At 43.2% G+C, this 17,431-nt stretch carries 19 protein-coding genes and 1 pseudogene; 3 read left to right on the forward strand and 17 right to left on the reverse strand.

All coding sequences use genetic code 11. The annotated features are described in order from the left end of the window. Window positions 1-167 precede the first annotated feature (167 nt). Together P4S58_RS09945 and P4S58_RS09950 are read left to right on the forward strand one after the other, a co-directional pair. Complete coding sequence (locus P4S58_RS09945; RefSeq protein ID WP_102963151.1) at window positions 168-1,628, forward strand: sodium-dependent transporter; 1,461 nt, start codon at window positions 168-170, stop codon at window positions 1,626-1,628. Then, on the forward strand, window positions 1,628-1,720 hold the full coding sequence (locus P4S58_RS09950; protein ID WP_146029080.1) for a MetS family NSS transporter small subunit: 93 nt from the start codon (window positions 1,628-1,630) through the stop codon (window positions 1,718-1,720). Before P4S58_RS09945 ends, P4S58_RS09950 begins: the two co-directional genes overlap by 1 nt. 72 nt (window positions 1,721-1,792) lie before the next feature. Here the strand turns inward: P4S58_RS09950 and P4S58_RS09955 are convergent, their stop codons facing one another. From P4S58_RS09955 to yceD, 16 genes and pseudogenes are all read right to left on the reverse strand, one after another. Next, the gene (locus P4S58_RS09955) at window positions 1,793-2,509 is read right to left on the reverse strand and encodes an SDR family oxidoreductase (RefSeq protein ID WP_337163849.1); all 717 of its coding nucleotides are present in this window, start codon (window positions 2,507-2,509) and stop codon (window positions 1,793-1,795) included. A gap of 141 nt (window positions 2,510-2,650) precedes the next feature. Continuing rightward, window positions 2,651-3,055, reverse strand: coding sequence for a hypothetical protein (locus P4S58_RS09960; RefSeq protein WP_102987026.1), 405 nt, complete (start codon window positions 3,053-3,055; stop codon window positions 2,651-2,653). A gap of 164 nt (window positions 3,056-3,219) precedes the next feature. Then, window positions 3,220-4,650, reverse strand: a complete 1,431-nt coding sequence (gene ptsG / locus P4S58_RS09965; RefSeq protein ID WP_337163851.1) for a PTS glucose transporter subunit IIBC — start codon at window positions 4,648-4,650, stop codon at window positions 3,220-3,222. 444 nt (window positions 4,651-5,094) lie between these two features. Next, window positions 5,095-5,862, reverse strand: coding sequence for a TatD family hydrolase (locus P4S58_RS09970; protein ID WP_337163852.1), 768 nt, complete (start codon window positions 5,860-5,862; stop codon window positions 5,095-5,097). After that, the gene (gene holB / locus P4S58_RS09975; protein WP_337163853.1) at window positions 5,853-6,818 is read right to left on the reverse strand and encodes a DNA polymerase III subunit delta'; all 966 of its coding nucleotides are present in this window, start codon (window positions 6,816-6,818) and stop codon (window positions 5,853-5,855) included. Before holB ends, P4S58_RS09970 begins: the two co-directional genes overlap by 10 nt. An 8-nt stretch (window positions 6,819-6,826) precedes the next feature. Beyond that, a pseudogene (tmk, locus tag P4S58_RS09980) lies at window positions 6,827-7,455 on the reverse strand (dTMP kinase). Continuing rightward, on the reverse strand, window positions 7,455-8,468 hold the full coding sequence (gene mltG, locus P4S58_RS09985) for an endolytic transglycosylase MltG (protein WP_337163855.1): 1,014 nt from the start codon (window positions 8,466-8,468) through the stop codon (window positions 7,455-7,457). Before mltG ends, tmk begins: the two are co-directional and overlap by 1 nt. Then, complete coding sequence (gene pabC / locus P4S58_RS09990) at window positions 8,465-9,268, reverse strand: aminodeoxychorismate lyase (RefSeq protein ID WP_042483588.1); 804 nt, start codon at window positions 9,266-9,268, stop codon at window positions 8,465-8,467. Before pabC ends, mltG begins: the two co-directional genes overlap by 4 nt. A gap of 79 nt (window positions 9,269-9,347) precedes the next feature. Next, window positions 9,348-10,592 carry a beta-ketoacyl-ACP synthase II gene (gene fabF / locus P4S58_RS09995; RefSeq protein ID WP_042484139.1) on the reverse strand — a complete coding sequence of 415 codons (1,245 nt, stop codon included), beginning with the start codon at window positions 10,590-10,592 and terminating at the stop codon, window positions 9,348-9,350. A gap of 91 nt (window positions 10,593-10,683) precedes the next feature. After that, on the reverse strand, window positions 10,684-10,917 hold the full coding sequence (acpP, locus tag P4S58_RS10000; RefSeq protein WP_014204679.1) for an acyl carrier protein: 234 nt from the start codon (window positions 10,915-10,917) through the stop codon (window positions 10,684-10,686). Window positions 10,918-11,149: 232 nt separating this feature from the next. Continuing rightward, a complete protein-coding gene (gene fabG / locus P4S58_RS10005) occupies window positions 11,150-11,884 on the reverse strand; it encodes a 3-oxoacyl-ACP reductase FabG (RefSeq protein WP_042484141.1) in 735 nt (244 codons plus the stop codon). Window positions 11,885-11,911: 27 nt separating this feature from the next. Continuing rightward, window positions 11,912-12,835 (reverse strand): ACP S-malonyltransferase, encoded by a 924-nt coding sequence (gene fabD / locus P4S58_RS10010; protein ID WP_337163858.1) that lies wholly within the window; start codon window positions 12,833-12,835, stop codon window positions 11,912-11,914. Window positions 12,836-12,936: 101 nt separating this feature from the next. Continuing rightward, window positions 12,937-13,887 (reverse strand): beta-ketoacyl-ACP synthase III, encoded by a 951-nt coding sequence (locus P4S58_RS10015; protein ID WP_042483594.1) that lies wholly within the window; start codon window positions 13,885-13,887, stop codon window positions 12,937-12,939. A gap of 5 nt (window positions 13,888-13,892) precedes the next feature. Then, entirely contained in the window at window positions 13,893-14,918 is a 1,026-nt protein-coding gene (gene plsX / locus P4S58_RS10020; protein WP_042483596.1) for a phosphate acyltransferase PlsX, read from the reverse strand. Beyond that, window positions 14,893-15,099: a 50S ribosomal protein L32 gene (gene rpmF / locus P4S58_RS10025; RefSeq protein WP_337163860.1), complete on the reverse strand. Its 207-nt coding sequence runs from the start codon at window positions 15,097-15,099 to the stop codon at window positions 14,893-14,895. Before rpmF ends, plsX begins: the two co-directional genes overlap by 26 nt. 33 nt (window positions 15,100-15,132) lie before the next feature. Next, window positions 15,133-15,657 (reverse strand): 23S rRNA accumulation protein YceD, encoded by a 525-nt coding sequence (yceD, locus tag P4S58_RS10030; protein WP_102952821.1) that lies wholly within the window; start codon window positions 15,655-15,657, stop codon window positions 15,133-15,135. Between the two features lie 146 nt (window positions 15,658-15,803). Here yceD and P4S58_RS10035 point away from each other — a divergent pair, with 146 nt between their 5' ends. Next, entirely contained in the window at window positions 15,804-16,385 is a 582-nt protein-coding gene (locus P4S58_RS10035; protein WP_042483620.1) for a Maf family protein, read from the forward strand. 51 nt (window positions 16,386-16,436) lie between these two features. Here the strand turns inward: P4S58_RS10035 and rluC are convergent, their stop codons facing one another. Continuing rightward, window positions 16,437-17,387, reverse strand: a complete 951-nt coding sequence (gene rluC, locus P4S58_RS10040; RefSeq protein WP_042483623.1) for a 23S rRNA pseudouridine(955/2504/2580) synthase RluC — start codon at window positions 17,385-17,387, stop codon at window positions 16,437-16,439. Window positions 17,388-17,431 lie beyond the last annotated feature (44 nt).

Here is a 17,431-nt window from a genome sequence, read left to right on the forward strand (position 1 = left end):
TTTTCTTAAGGCAAACAAAATTTAATACTAACTTTTCACCGAATCATGGACGATAGATAAAATATTGAGCAATTCTATAGAATGCTAAAAATATCGACAGTAGCCATGTTCGCCAGTGATAGCCATAGAGAAGCTTCAGACCTCAGAGTGTCGTAAAGGAGTAAAACATGAAGCGAGAACAATGGGGATCCCGAGTTGGGTTTATCCTAGCTGCAGTGGGCTCTGCAATCGGTCTTGGAAACATTTGGCGTTTCCCTTATATGGCTTATGAAAACGGCGGCGGCGCATTTTTCATTCCTTATATCTTCGCACTACTTACTGCGGGTATCCCATTCATGATCCTTGAGTTCAGTATGGGTCAAAAAAACCGTGGTTCAGCACCTTCTACACTAGCAAAGATCAATTCTAAATTTGAATGGTTAGGCTGGTTCCAAGTAGGTATTGCTGCGCTTATCGCAGTTTACTATGTGGCAGTTATTGGTTGGGCTATCTCTTACTTTGGTCTGTCATTCACTCAAGGTTGGGGTACAGATACTAACGCATTCTTCTTTAGTGAATACTTGGCACTTGGCGACAACTCACCAACCAACCTTGGTGACATCCAATGGAATATCGCATTCGCTATGCTCATCGCTTGGGCAATCACTTATGCGGCTATTGTAGGTGGTGTAAAAGCGGGTATTGAACGAGCTTCTAAGATCATGATGCCAATTTTGTTCATCATGGTATTGGGTCTGATTGCACGTATGATTTTCCTTCCTGGTGCGCTTGATGGTGTGAACTATATGTTCGAACCAGATTTCAGCAAAATTTGGGATGTGAAAGTTTGGGCGGCAGCTTATGGTCAGATCTTCTTTACGCTAAGTATCGGCTTTGCAATCATGCTTGCTTACTCAAGCTACCTACCAGAGAAATCAGACATCACAAACAATGCGTTTATGACGGTATTGATCAACTGTGGTTTCTCGATTCTTGCAGGTATTATGATTTTCTCTGTACTGGGCTACATGGCTCAAGAGCAAGGTAAACCTCTAACAGAAGTTGTTTCTGCAGGTGTAGGTCTGGCATTCGTAACACTGCCAGCGGCAATTAACCTTTTACCAATTCCATACATCTTAGGTCCACTATTCTTCCTAGCATTGGTTGTTGCAGGTCTAAGCTCGCACATCTCTATCATGGAAGCTGTTACTTCAGCAGTGATCGATAAGCTAAACTGGAGCCGTAAAAAAGCTGCAAACATCGTTATTGGTTCAGGCGTAGTGATCTCTATGGCATTTGCGACTAACGGTGGCCTACTGTTACTTGACCTAGTTGACCACTTCGCGAACAACGTAGGTATCATGGCAAGCTGTTTCGTGGAAATCGCACTAATGACTTGGTTGCTAAAAGTCTCTGACGTACGTAAATACGTGAACAGTATTTCTGATTTCAGCGTAGGCATTTGGTTTGACATCTGTTTACGCTTTATCACTCCAGTGATGCTAGCGGTTATCATTTCGACAAAACTGATTGCACTGTTCACTGAAGGCTACGGTGGTTACGACCTAACTCTAGGTTGGGCAATTATTGGTGTTCTACTTGTATTTGGTGTCCTTGTTAACCTAACCAGCCGTAAGGAGGCAAACTAATGACGACTAGCGCAATTATTATGATGATCATTGGTCTTGGTATCACTTGGGGTGGTGCTGCTATCTGTATCAAGAAAGCGATGGACAAATAAGTCATCCAGTTAAAGAAAAACCGGCATAACGCCGGTTTTTTTATTTGATACGGATAGAAGAATCTCCTACCTCTAGCAATAATTTTTCTCAACTATAGGTCGAATAACTAATTCGTCTACACTAGAAATGCCGTTTTGACTCGCCATAAACAAGATAGCATCCACCACCTGTTCTGGGTCTAAATACTCAGGGCGATCTGCTGATCGGAAAGGGGTATCTACTCCACCGGGATAAATCGCACACACTTTCACGCCATGTTCCCTAGCTTCTTTTCGGAAAACCTTCGTTAAGGCATCGATACCTGCTTTTGAGGCTGTATAAGCACCGATCCCTTCATTGGAAAATCGACACACCGTTGACAGAACGTTGATGACAATACCCTGCCCCCTAGGCTTCATCGAAGCATTGTAGACTTCCTTCATAAAAACGAATGGAGACATCATATTCAGTTGAACTAACCCCATGAGGTCATCTACAGATAAGTCTGCGATAGCACTTCTCGATGTATTCGCACCAGCACAATTAACCAATACATCAATGTCACCCAGTTTCTCACTGGCATCAGCAACGAAGTGATTGATCAACTGGAAATTTGTCGCATCAAAGGCTTGAGAAAAAGTTTGGCTATTAGAAGGTGTGACTTCAGAAACTAATTCCTTGAGTTTGCTTTCAGAGCGCCCACAGAAAGCCACATTGGCGCCTAGCTCTACCAATCGCTTTGTCAGCAAACGTCCAATACCGGATGTCGCTCCTGTAACAATAAAGTTCTTATTTCTAACATCCAGCATCAGGTATCCACGCTTTTGTTCAAATAGGTTTAAATTCAGCCATGACAAGCACGGCTGATACGATTTGCCTATATATGATACGTTTAACTACCTAAAAGCGAAAAGGCGGGCAATCACATAACGAACTAAATAGTTTTAAGGTTAGAAATGATACGTCAGGCCTAATGCCGCTCCGATTTGCAGTTCAGGGCCGCCATAAAAATTGATTTCAGGATGTACCTGACCATAAAGGTTAAAACGGTTATTGAACTGCCAATTAATACCTAACGGTAGACGAGCACCAAAATCATCTTCCCACTCAGCCCATGCTCCGCCTCCAACATACCAGTCAAAAGGTACATTTGGGCTGTTGAAGCCTCCCTGAGCAAAAATGTAATCAAACGCTGCGCCATCATTGCCTAGAATGAAACGATATTGGTCGTCGATTTCAAAAACAACACTGAGCTGCTGGTCAACTGCCATGCCGACTTCAAAGCCTTTGTTCTGCTGTGCATGAACAGCGAATGAAGTGCCAAGTAGTAAGGCGACAATCCCTAATTTCTTCATATGTAATTCCAAATACCATAGCTATACAAAAGTATAGACGGTACCCAAGCGGCCATTGGAATGTGTCATTGTCAGGTAAGGGAATATCAGAAATTTGTAGGAATTCGCGCACAAAAAAAGGAGACCGAAGTCTCCTTTTCTATAGGGGAAGAAATGTCTGAGGATTAACCGTGGTTACGGATCCACTCATCCATATCTGTTTTAAGGTTGTCAGACTTAGTACCGAAGATAGCTTGAACGCCACCAGATACTACAACTACGCCTGCTGCACCAAGTTTTTTCAGTTTGTCTTGATCAACAATTTCAGTATCAGCAACTGATACACGTAGACGAGTGATACATGCGTCTAAGTTAGTGATGTTCTCTTTACCGCCGAATGCAGCAACAAGTTCACCAGCCATTTCAGTACCAGTAGTCGCTGTTGCAGCTTCTGACTCGTCTTCACGGCCTGGAGTTTTAATGTCCATAGCGCGAATAACGAAAGTGAACACTACGTAGTAAAGAACTGCGTAAGCGATACCTAGACCAACAAGCAGTAACATGTTTTCAGCACGTGGAGATTGAACCACGAAGTCGATGAAACCGTTAGAGAATGTGTGACCGTGAACAACACCTAGAGAGTTCGTTAGCATGTATGCAACGCCAGCTAGTACTGCGTGAATTACGTATAGTACTGGAGCGATGAATAGGAACGAGAACTCGATTGGTTCAGTAATACCAGTTAGGAATGAAGTCAGAGCTGCAGAAGCCATGATACCCATTACTTTTGCACGGTTTTCAGGTTTAGCGCTGTGTGCAATTGCAATAGCAGCAGCTGGAAGACCGAACATCTTGAATAGGTAACCACCCGCTAGCTGACCGAAACCGTTACCCGCTGCGCGAGAAGCGTCATCAGCAGTTAGGAAACATGTCATAATACCGTGAGCGATTTCACCAGAACCATTTGTACAAATACCTGCTTCGTAGAAGAATGGTACGTTCCAAATATGGTGTAGACCGAATGGAATTAGAGAACGCTCAACAATACCGTAGATACCAAATGCAGTAACAGGGTTTTGGTTTGCTGCCCAATCAGAGAAAGATGCAATCACGCTACCAATTGGTGGCCAAATGATAGAAAGAATCACACCAAGACCAATTGATAGGAAACCAGTGATGATTGGCACTGCGCGTTTACCAGCGAAGAAGCCTAGGTACTCTGGAAGTTGAATTTTGTAGAAACGGTTGAATGCCCAAGCAGCAACACCACCCGCTAAAATACCACCTAAAACACCAGTTTCGATGTGGCCAACACCCATTGCATCGCCCATTACGTTTAGCGTAGCAATCATGATGCCGTAACCAACGATAGCAGATAGACCTGAAACGCCATCGTTGTTAGTGAAACCTAGAGATACACCAACTGCGAAAAGAAGTGCCATTTGGCCGAAAACTGAACCGCCAGCTTGTTCCATTAGGTGTGATACAACTTCTGGTATCCAGCTAAAGTTCGCCGCACCCACACCAAGCAAAATACCTGCAACTGGTAGCACTGATACTGGTAGCATCAGAGACTTACCAACTTTTTGCAGGTTAGCAAAAGCGTTTTTAAACATGTTTATGCTCCTGATTAAGTTATTAGAATTTTAGGGTTCTAACGGCACACCCCCGTAGCCTAAATGTTAGCACCCAATGAAAATGTAACCACAAAATGTATTATATTTTCCGCCTCTAAATATATATTGATGCTCCTCATGGATTCTACTTAGTTACGAAATTAAGTTTCAAAGTATTAGACAGATCACAATCAGATCTGACCTCTGAAAACCATTACACAGAACGTATCTAATTGTTTTTAATAAATTTAAAAGTTAAAACCAATAATTTCACTGCGTAAATAAAATTGGGCATCATGTTATTTTATGTAACAAAATTACATTGGCTTGTTTTTCCCTCTCAAAATCAACAGATTTAGTAAACAATGGGGTTATTTTTACAATCATCTAAAATTTTCAATAAAAAAAGGAGCAGATGCTCCTTTTTAAAGCAAATGTTGATTTCTATCGCAAAAAAAGATTTTGGTAATTTTGGGTTGTTTTTTCAGCGATTTCAGAAAGCGAGCACCCTTTTAACTGAGCAATGTAGGCTGCAACCTCAACAACATAGGCTGGCTGATTCTCTTTTCCACGGTGTGGAACAGGTGCAAGATATGGTGAGTCCGTTTCAATCAGCAAGCGTTCTATCGGCAGTGCTTTCACGACTTCCTTCAGTTCTGTTGCTTGTCTGAAAGTAACAATCCCTGAGATAGAAATGTAAAAACCCAAATCCATAGCCGCTTCCGCAAAAGCGAGATCTTCAGTAAAACAGTGGATCACGCCACCACAACGCTCTGCTCCACCTTGTTTTAGCATCGTCAAGGTGTCTTTTCGCGCATTGCGAGTATGAATAATTAGCGGCTTATTAAGCGCAACAGCGGTTTCGATTTGCTGGGAAAAACGTAATTTCTGCAACTCTGCTGTTTCTGGCTGGTAATGATAATCCAAACCAGTTTCACCTATCGCCACCACCTTAGGGTGTTTCGCATATTCGTGAAACTTATCTAGTGCGAACTCACTTTCCACATCTAATGGATGAACACCACAAGAGGCATGGACATATTCGAATGGCGTGATCATTTCAATCATGTCAGAGAAAGAATCAAGCGTAACTCCAACCGACAATAGCTGTTTTACATTCGCTTGAGCGGCTTTGTTCACGACATCCGATATATCAGTATGTAAATCTTGATAATCCAGTTTATCCAGATGGCAGTGGGAATCTACAAACATGTTTCCTCGTTAAATTTAAATATCCAATCCATAATTAAAAGCTCGCTATTTAGACCAGTAAAATGACGTAGCTTTTCAATTAAAGTGGCAAGTTCTGAACTTTGCTTTTCTAAAACAACATAGCTCAATACTGACGATAAAGTATGACAACCGGGAGTAAAGTTTGGTTGCACAACAGCAAAATGAGCTTTTTGAGCATCAGTAAGTAAGTACCAAAGCCAAGTTAAGCGCACAACTGGTGACTCATTCAGTTTGCTCGCACATTTGAGGGCAGCTTCAGTATTGCCTTGCACCGCAGCAATCAGACTCTCTTCAATAGACTTGTACGTATCTAAATCACCGGACTGAATAAAAGCTTTAGTCTTTACTGGAGCATCACCATTAATATGAGCAACATAAGGCGGAACTTGTTCACCCAATTCATTCTGTAGCCATTGAGTGACAACTGAAGATTGCGGGTCAGGAATCGTAACTTGCTGACATCGACTCACAATAGTAGGCAACAAGGCACCGGCTTTTGAAGCGATGAGAACAAACACACACTTCTCTGGCGGCTCTTCGAGTGTTTTCAATAATGCGTTAGCAGCAGACTCGTTCATTGCCTCCGCAGGTTCAATCACAAATAGGCGATAACCTGAGAGCTGAGAGGACTCCTGAGCAATACGATTACACTGGCGTATCTGCTCTACTGTAATCGCCTTCCCTTCCTTCTCCGGCTTTACGACATGGTAATCAGGGTGATTACCCGACTGCATTAAGTCGCAGCCATGACAAAAACCGCAAGGTTCACTGTTGGAAGTGCTACACATCAATGAACGAGCAAACTGCTCGGCCAACTGAAACGTTTCTAAACCGGGAGAAGATGACAGCAAGGTAGCCGAAGCGAAGCTGTTATTGTCTAGCTGATACTTCCAGTTATCCCAACTGCTTTGTAACCAAGAATGGAGTTCTCGCATATTGCTCCCTAGACGCTCTTCAACCATTGTTGTAGCGCAGACTTAATGTCCTGTGCCACTTTGTCTATGGTTTGCTCTGCGTTCACGACAATAACCGAATCGTCTGAACCAGCTATTTCAAGGTATCGTTCTCTTGTGCGCTCAAAAAAACTGATATCCATTTTCTCGATACGATCAAGCTCACCACGTCCGCGAGCGCGCTCAAGACCGACTTTAGGATCAATATCAAGATAAAGAGTTAAATCAGGCTTGAAGTCACCCAGAGTCGTTTGTTTCAAACTTTGCATGGTTTGACGTGGGATTTGACGACCGCCCCCTGATACGCCTGAGAAGACATATCATGGCGATCTCCAACAACCCAACTTCCTTTCTCTAGAGCTGGCTTTATCACGTTCTCAACCAGCTGAACGCGAGCGGCATACATCAAAAGCAGTTCAGTCATGTCTTGTAGGACTTCACCTTCGTGTTCTTGCTTAACCAATTCACGCATTTTCTCTGCCAGTACAGTGCCACCAGGCTCTCGAGTACGTGTAATTTGGTCGACACCAAATTCATGTAAGGTTTCTACAATCGCTTGAATAGCGGTACTTTTACCAGCCCCTTCTAGGCCTTCTACTACGATAAATTTTGAGTTCATTATTGGTTACGAATCTGTTTTAGATAGGCGCGTACTGCGCGGTTATGCTCTGCGAGTGTCTTAGAAAAAACATGACCACCATTCCCACTAGCAACAAAGTACAAATAACTGCTTTGGTCTGGATTTAGAGCTGCATTGATTGAAGCAGGGCCAGCCATTGCAATAGGCGTCGGTGGTAGGCCAAAAATCACATAAGTGTTATAGGGTGTAGGTGCTTTCAAATCTTTCTTGCGAATATTCCCGTCATAATTTTCACCCATACCATAAATCACTGTAGGGTCAGTTTGAAGCCGCATGCGCTTGTTAAGTCGATTAACAAATACCGATGAGATCTGTGTTCTCTCATCTTCAACTGCGGTTTCTTTTTCAATGATTGAGGCCAAAATCAGCGCTTCGTATGACGATTTCAGGGGTAAACCAGTTTGTCTTTTGTCCCACTCAGCAGTCAGAATGTCATTCAACTTTACATGCGCCCGTTTCAGAATATCTAAGTCACTTGCTCCATGAGTAAAATGGTAAGTTTCCGCAAGAAACAAGCCTTCCAGTTTGTCGCGTTCAATCCCTAATTTTTGAGCAATCTCTTTTTCTGATACACCATCTAATGTGTGTTTCAGGTAAGGATTATTCGTAAGTATATCTCTCCATTCAGAGAAACGGCTACCTTCAACGAAGGTGATAGCAAACTGATGTTCTTTACCTGAAATCACTAGATTCAACGCTTGGTTTAACGTCATATCAGGTGTGAGCTGGAAAGTTCCCGCTTTTAGGCCAGCAAGCTCAGGGTGCAAGCGATGGATTAGAGAAGTAAAAGGCGTTGTCTCGATCCAGTTCTTCTCTACTAGCATTGACATCGCGCGATTTAAACTGGTGCCACTTTGAATAGTGACGATTTGCGGCTCTTCTATTTTTAAAGGTTGGGAAAGATAGCTGTTTACTTCACTTTGTACATAAAAATAAGTGCCAGCTACACACAGAAAAAGAACGACCAATAGAAAAGATAACTTTTTAATCACGAATTAAATTTCTCCTGAATTCTTAGCGTCTGTTGTCCAATAGAGTACTTACGCTCCGATATTTGGACCACAGGTGCGATCTCTAACAGTGAGTTAGAGATAAATACTTCTTCGGCATTATCAAGATGATCGAGTTCGAAATCACCTTTCACCACTTTCAAATTAAGTTGCTGGGCGTATTCTAATATAATTCTGCGGGCCACACCTGAAACACCTGCATTTTTTAACGAAGGCGTATACAAAGTAGCACCTTTTACCCAAAAAATATTGGCGGCGGTGGTCTCTACAATATGCCCATGAATATCAAGACATAAACCATCGAGATAGCCAGCCAAATCCATTTCGCTTTTGAGTAGAACCTGCTCGAGTCGGTTGTTGTGTTTGTGTCCTGCAAGCATAGGGGTTAAGCCCATGCGCTTCGAACAAATACCAAGCTGCAAACCTTCGGCTTGCCATTGTGCATAGTGAGAGGGCAAAGAAAAGTTGCTAATCGTAACGTTAGGTTGCGTGGTTTGAGCAGGGCTATAACCTCGCCCACCAGTACCTCGGGTGATATGCAATTTAAGGCCAGATTTCTCATCGAAAAGAGAAGCTTGTTCCAACCATTGTTCGACTTTCTGCCAATCGGGAAACGGAATGTCTAAGACTTTCAAGCACGCTTCCATACGGTCTAGATGATATTGCCAATGCTGAATTTGACCTTGCTTGACCAACATAGTTGTAAAGCATCCATCACCGTATTGAAATGAGCGATCACTGACTGAAACTAGATCACTCTGCTCACCATTTATCCAAAACATATTTCCGCTCCCTGAAAATAAAGAAACGGCCTAATGCTAAGCATCAAGCCGTTTCAAAACAAGTACAGTTCAATGAACTTTATACGCGTTTAAAGATCAATGATCCGTTTGTGCCACCAAAACCAAACGAGTTACACATTGCGTATTCCATACCTTCCACTTTACGTGCAGTGTTTGGAACAAGATCAACGTCTAAACCTTCTTCTTGGTTTTCAAGGTTAATTGTTGGTGGAACCATTTGATCAACTAGCGACATAACTGTGATGATAGCTTCAACAGAACCCGCTGCACCTAATAGGTGGCCAGTCATTGACTTAGTAGAAGAGATAAGAACTTGTTTCGAACCTTCTTCGCCTAAAGCACGTTTGATGCCTTTCACTTCAGCCACGTCACCAGCAGGAGTCGATGTACCGTGAGCATTCACATAACCGATTTGAACACCAGTTAGGCCAGCATCACGCATTGCCGCTTCCATCGCTAGCGCGCCACCAGAACCGTCTTCGCTTGGTGAAGTCATGTGATAAGCATCACCGGACATACCAAAGCCAACGATTTCTGCATAAATTTTAGCGCCACGAGCCTTAGCATGTTCGTACTCTTCAAGCACCATGATGCCCGCACCGTCGCCTAGTACAAAACCGTCACGGTCTTTGTCCCAAGGGCGAGAAGCTTTTTGTGGTTCATCGTTACGAGTCGACAACGCTTTTGCGGCACCGAAACCAGCCATACCTAGCGGCGTTGATGCTTTTTCTGCACCACCAGCAACCATAGCTTCTGCATCACCGTATGCAATCATACGAGCTGCATGACCAATGTTGTGCAAGCCAGTCGTACATGCTGTTGAAATAGCGATGTTAGGGCCACGTAGACCACGCATAATAGATAAGTTACCAGCAATCATGTTTACGATGGTTGATGGTACAAAGAATGGGCTAACTTTACGTGGGCCTTTATCTAAAAGTGAACGATGGCCACTTTCAATAAGCTCTAGACCACCGATACCTGAACCAATAGCAACACCAACACGTGGAGCATTTTCTTCAGTGATCGATAAACCAGAATCGTCTAATGCTTGAATACCCGCAGCAATACCATATTGGATAAACAAATCCATCTTGCGGGCTTCTTTTTTAGACATGTAATCTTCGCAATTAAAGTCTTTAACTAGACCTGCGAAACGAGTTGAAAAATTGGTTGTATCAAAGTGATCAATATTAACAATACCACTTTGACCAGCTAGCAGGGCTTTCCAAGAAGATTCTACTGTGTTGCCCACTGGTGACAACATACCCATGCCAGTGACAACGACACGACGCTTGGACACGATCATATTCTCCGGGAATTGAAAAATTCTATGAGAGGTAAAGATGATTGAGAAAAACTCAGGCGGTCAGATGACCGCCTGGGAAGAGACATTACTGAGCGCTGTTTACGTAGTCGATCGCAGCTTGAACAGTAGTGATTTTCTCTGCTTCTTCATCAGGAATCTCAGTGTCAAATTCTTCTTCTAGAGCCATAACTAGTTCTACAGTGTCTAGAGAATCCGCACCTAGATCTTCAACGAAAGAAGCTTCGTTTTTAACTTCTGCTTCGTCTACACCTAGCTGTTCAACAATGATTTTCTTTACGCGTTCTTCGATGTTGCTCATTTTTTCTTTTCCTTTACAGATTTCGCCTAATGCGATGATTCCGTAGTTTATTCTAACTAGGGAAAGTTGCAAGGGGGTCCTTGCTGGTCAAACCACAAAATTGGCGATTTTAACCGAAATTCACACCATTTTTGACATATATCATGCACAAATGTTGCGCATTTTTATATCAATTAATGTACAAAGTTGCTCACAATTAAAACTCTGTTTCCAACTTAGCACAAAAATGGCATTAAACCATATACATGCCGCCATTTACGTGCAAAGTTTCGCCCGTAATATAAGCGCCTTCTGGTGAAGCCAAAAATGCAACTGCAGAAGCAATTTCACGTGGATCACCTAAACGACCAGCTGGTACTTGTGCAAGTGTAGCAGCACGTTGCTCATCATTCAGTGCTTTTGTCATATCTGTTTCGATAAAACCTGGAGCAACGGTGTTTACTGTCACACCACGAGAAGCAACTTCACGCGCCATTGATTTAGTAAAACCAATCACGCCTGCTTTTGCTGCTGCATAGTTTGCTTGTCCAGCGTTACCCATAGTACCAACTACAGAACCTACGTTGATGATGCGGCCATTACGCTTTTTCATCATGCCACGTAGTACAGCTTTCGACATACGGAAGATAGAAGTCAGGTTAGTATCTAAGATATCTGACCATTCATCGTCTTTCATACGCATCAACAAGTTATCACGAGTGATACCTGCGTTGTTCACTAGAATATCGATTGCACCAAACTCATCATTGATTGCTTTCAATACTGTCTCAATAGATTCTGCATCTGTAACGTTAAGAGCTAGACCCTTACCGTTATCGCCAAGATAAGCGCTGATTGCTTGCGCGCCGCTCTCGCTAGTTGCAGTACCAATTACTGTGGCACCACGTTCTACAAATAGTTCAGCGATAGCTTTACCAATACCACGGCTTGCACCAGTAACTAGTGCAACTTTGCCTTCTAAACTCATGAATTGACTCATGTTTGGTTCCTATATTTACTTAGCTGCTTCTAGTGAAGCAATATCGTTCACTGCTGCTGCGTCTAAGGTTTTTACAATACGTTTAGTTAGGCCAGTCAAAACTTTACCTGGACCCATTTCTAGTAATTTCTCAACGCCCTGTTCACTCATTTTCTCTACGCCTTCAGTCCAGCGTACTGGGCTGTATAGCTGACGAACAAGTGCATCTTTAATTTTCGCAGGATCTGTTTCAGCAGCAACATCCACATTATTAATTACTGGGATTTGAGGTGCATTGAATTCGATTTTCGCTAATGCTGCAGCTAAACGTTCAGCCGCTGGCTCCATTAATGCGCAATGTGAAGGAACCGAAACAGGTAGAGGCAACGCACGTTTAGCACCAGCTTCTTTACACAGTACACCAGCGCGTTCAACTGCGTCTTTTTGACCAGCAATCACCACTTGGCCTGGCGAGTTGAAGTTTACTGGAGAAACCACTTCACCCTGAGCCGCATCTTCACAAGCTTTAGCAATCGCTTCATCATCAAGACCGATGATCGCATACATTGCACCAGTACCAGCAGGAACGGCATCTTGCATCGCTTTACCACGAAGCTCAACTAAGCTGATCGCTTGTTTGAAGTCAATAACACCTGCACAGACTAATGCTGAATACTCACCCAAGCTGTGACCTGCAAGAACCGATGGCTGTTCCAAGCCAAGTTCTTGCCACACTCGCCAAATTGCAACAGACGCTGCAAGTAATGCAGGCTGTGTACGGAAAGTTTGGTTTAGATCTTCAACAGGGCCGTTTTGAACCAACGCCCACAGATCATATCCCAATGCATCAGATGCTTCTGCAAAAGTTTGGTTAACTACATCATACTGCTGTGCAAGCTCTGCAAGCATACCGATAGCTTGAGAACCTTGACCTGGAAATACGATAGCAAACTTGCTCATTGCTGTTTCCTCAAAAATGATTAAGGCGTTATTTCAACGCCTTAAAGACTAATAGTAACGATTAATTATTACAAAAACCGATTGGCTAAAATCTAACGTTGTTAAAATTTAACCAAAGCTGAGCCCCAGGTGAAACCGCCACCAAAAGCTTCTAATAATAAGTTTTGACCACGTTTGATACGACCGTCACGAACCGCTTCATCAAGCGCTGTTGGAACAGTAGCCGCCGAAGTATTACCGTGTTTATCCAAGGTTAATACTACTTGGTCTAGAGACATAGAGAGTTTTTTCGCTGTCGCAGAAATAATGCGATAGTTCGCTTGATGCGGAACCAGCCAATCCAACTCAGACTTATGCATGTTATTTGCTTCTAACGTATCTTTAACCAGCTTAGACAACTGAGTCACCGCAACTTTAAAGACTTCGTTACCAGCCATGTACAGCCATTTGTCAGCATCACCACCACGCTCAGCGACAGGTAAACTCAATAATTCACCAAATTCACCATCTGAGTAGATGTGGGTTGAAAGAATACCCGGCTCTTTACTTGCACCCAGCACAACCGCGCCTGCTGCATCGCCGAATAAAATAATGGTCGAGCGATCCGTTGGGTCACAGCTTTTTGACAATGCGTCTGCACCAATCACCAGTGCATTTTTACACATGCCTGTTTTAATGTGCTGATCTGCAACCGAAAGCGCGTAAATAAAGCCAGAACACGCCGCTGCTAAGTCAAATGCTGGACAGCCTTTAATGCCTAATTTCCCTTGAACCTGACAAGCAGATGAAGGGAACGTATGGCTGCTGCTTGTGGTCGCGACGATAATGAGATCAATGTCGTGTTTATCAATGCCCGCCATTTCGATCGCATTTTGCGCTGCATAAAACGCCATATCTGCAACTGTTTCATCTTCAGCTGCAATACGACGCTCGCGAATACCGGTACGAGTGACAATCCACTCATCACTTGTATCTACCATTTTCTCTAAATCAGCGTTAGTACGCACCTGAGATGGCAGGTAGCTGCCAGTACCTAAAATTTTGCTATACATGAAGACTAATAATGCCTCTCGAGTAAAACCGCTTCCAAACGATCGCTTATACGGCTGGGTACTTGTCGTTTAACTTCATGCACCGCCTCTGATATCGCATTCACGACAGCGGATACATCAGCACTTCCATGACTTTTTATTACAATGCCGCGCAATCCTAGCAAACTTGCGCCGTTATACTGGTCGGGGTTCAGTGTTTTTAACTCAGTAAATAGTTCAGAAAACAGCTTTTTCGCAATCCAACCTTTTATAGATGAGCCTAAAAACTTATTTTTTAGCCTATCGATAAAAAGTTGTGCCGTTCCTTCACACGCCTTTAAACAAACATTGCCAACGAAACCATCGCATACGACAACATCTGCTGCATCAATTAATAATTGGTTCCCTTCAATGTAGCCGATAAAATTCACAGCGTGTGTTTGACTCAGCATTTCTGCACAACGTTTAACTAAATCATTACCTTTAATCTCTTCCGCACCGATATTCAAAATCGCTACACGAGCAGGTCGACCTAAATGTTGCTCAGCTAATGCTGCACCCATCACTGCAAATTGAAATAAAGAGTCTGCATCACTAGAAACATTTGCGCCTAAATCCAGCATCCATGTTTTACCACCTGACGCGGTGGGCAACGCTGAAACCAAAGCGGGACGATCAATACCTGGCAATAGTTTAAGCCTAAAACGGGATAACGCCATCAATGCACCGGTATTGCCGGCACTGACACACGCATCAGCTTGACCGTCAGCGACAAGATCAATAGCCATACCCATAGAGGTACCAACACTGTGACGCAATGCCAAAGAGGGTTTTTCTGAATTCGAGATGACGCGGTCACTATTTACGACACTCAAGCGAGCGTTCGGTTCGCAACCTAATAAAGAAAGTTGTTGGGCGATCTCAGTTTGATCACCGATGAGAGTCACTTTTAGCTCTGGGAAATGCGACAGTGCCTGCACGGCGGCAGGCACTGTTACGCGAGGACCGAAATCCCCGCCCATTGCATCAAGTGCAACGGTTAAATTTTGCAAAGGTCAACCTTACTTGTTGATAACCTTTTTTACCACGGTAGTAACCTTCAGCAGTTACGTTGTGGCGTAGGTGAGTTTCACCTGAAGTCGCGTCTACAGATAGTGCAGCTGCAGTTAGCGCATCGTGTGAACGACGCATACCACGACGTGAACGTGTTTTACGGTTTTGTTGTACGGCCATTGACCCTACTCCTATGTTAATGGTCTCAAAGAATTACTTCTTCAAACTTTTTAAAACATCGAATGGATTCGGTTTATCTTCCAAAATCTCTTCTGGAATCTCACCAAACACCATATTGTCTGATTTAACGCTGCAATCCGCATCTTCATGCATTGCTACTTGAGGCAAACTTAAGATGAACTCGTCTTCAACTAGCTGAATCAGGTTTACTTCACCGTACTCATTAAGATCTACCAAATCGTAATCGTCGGGAATTTCTTCATCACTCTTTTTCCCCGTAATCGGAGAATAAGTGAATTCAATTTCGCACTCGTGTGCGAAAACCTCATTACAGCGCTGACACTCTAAATCAACTTCGATGTTAGCTTTACCAGAGATAACTACGAGTTGTTGTTCATCAAGCCCAAATGACAATGAGACTTGTGCGTCGCGTTTTACGCTAGCGACTGATTCCTCTAAGCGCTTCAAAAGACTCATTTGGATGATGCCATCGTAATCAAGTCGTTTTTGAGCCGCTTTGCCCGGATCAACCGTTCGCGGTATCTTTACCTTTTGCATAGGGCGCGAATATTATCTTCCAAAACAGATTTAGTCAAAGAAAAAGGTTAAAAATACAATTTTTTCCCTTTTCACGGAGAGAATTATGGTCAACAGCATTGAATGCTATATGCTGCACATAAACTTAACGATAATTGTAAAGTAAAATGCAAAATTACCAACTAGTTTTAGCTTCCACTTCACCTTTTCGTCAGCAGTTGCTGAAAAAGCTCGATATCCCTTTCATTACCGCACAGCCCAATTGCGATGAAACACCCCACACAAACGAGTCGCCTGAAGCTTTAGTACAAAGACTAGCAGAACAAAAAGCACGCTCTTGTGTCGTTAAAACCCCAAGTTTAGTCGTTGGCTCAGATCAAGTTTGCGTCATTGACGGACAAATCGTTGGTAAACCGCATACCAAGCAAAAAGCGGTTGAGCAGTTGATGAGTCAAAGTGGGAAAGCGATTACCTTTTACACAGGCTTAGCACTGTATAACTCTGAAACGCAAAAAAGTCAGGTTACGCTAGATACGTTCACAGTGCATTTTCGCCAACTTAATCAAAAGATGGTCGAATGTTATGTTGAAAAAGAAATGCCTTTAAACTGTGCAGGCAGTTTTAAAAGTGAAGGGTTAGGAATTGCCCTATTCGACAAACTCGAAGGTGACGACCCAAATACATTAGTAGGTCTTCCACTTATTAAGCTTATCCAATTGCTCGAAAACGAAAGTTTTACAGTTCTATAAACTTCATCGAACTATCAAACTGAAAAAGGCTTGTTTATCACAAGCCTTTTGTTATTTGGCAGAGCGCATTTGAGTGAGCGCATGCTCAAGTTTGCTATCCAGAGGAGCGTTAATTTCCATTTGCTCTTCCGTCGCTGGATGAACAAATCGAATGTTCGCAGCGTGTAAGAACAAACGGTCAATGCCGAATTGGGCAGTATAGGCATCAAAACGGCGATCACCATATCGGTCATCCCACGCAATTGGATGCCCCATATATTGAGTATGAACGCGTATCTGGTGAGTTCGGCCTGTTATTGGGCTCGCTTGAATCAACGTCGCCTGTTCAAACTTTTCAAGGATCTTAAAACGCGTTTCTGAAGGCTTACCGTTAGAATTGACTCGAACAATACTATTCACTTCGTTCTTTAGCAGCGGCGCGTTAACGACCTTCCACTTGCTCTCCCACTCCCCCATCACCAGAGCAAAATAGTATTTCTGTACTGTTTTCTCGCGAAACTGAGCTTGTAGATGACGAAGTGCCGAACGCTTTTTAGCAACCAGCAAAATACCCGATGTGTCGCGGTCAATACGATGTACCAGTTCCAGAAAGCGAGCTTGTGGACGTAACGCACGTAAAGCTTCAATCGCACCAAACTTTAGGCCACTACCTCCATGCACCGCTGTTCCTGACGGTTTGTTCAAGATCAGTACATGGTCATCTTCATGGATAATGCAATGTTCAAGTTCCGCAACTTTGTTCAGCTTGGTACTTGGCGCAGTTGCTTCTTCTGCCTTCGCTTCAATCGTTACGGGTGGAACACGAACCACGTCTCCAGCTTCCAATTTATATTCAGCCTTCACTCGCTTTTTGTTTACGCGCACTTCACCCTTTCGCAAGATTCGATAAACCATGCTTTTAGGAATTGATTTTAATTGGTTACGCAAAAAATTATCGATGCGTTGACCAGCCATATCTTCATCTATATCGATGAACTGGACTTGGGTTCTGATTTCGTTCATGGCAACTATTCTAACTGAATCTACGTGAATTCACATTTTCTTCG

It is taken from the genome of Vibrio sp. Hal054, assembly GCF_037162405.1.
Lineage (GTDB): Bacteria > Pseudomonadota > Gammaproteobacteria > Enterobacterales > Vibrionaceae > Vibrio > Vibrio diazotrophicus.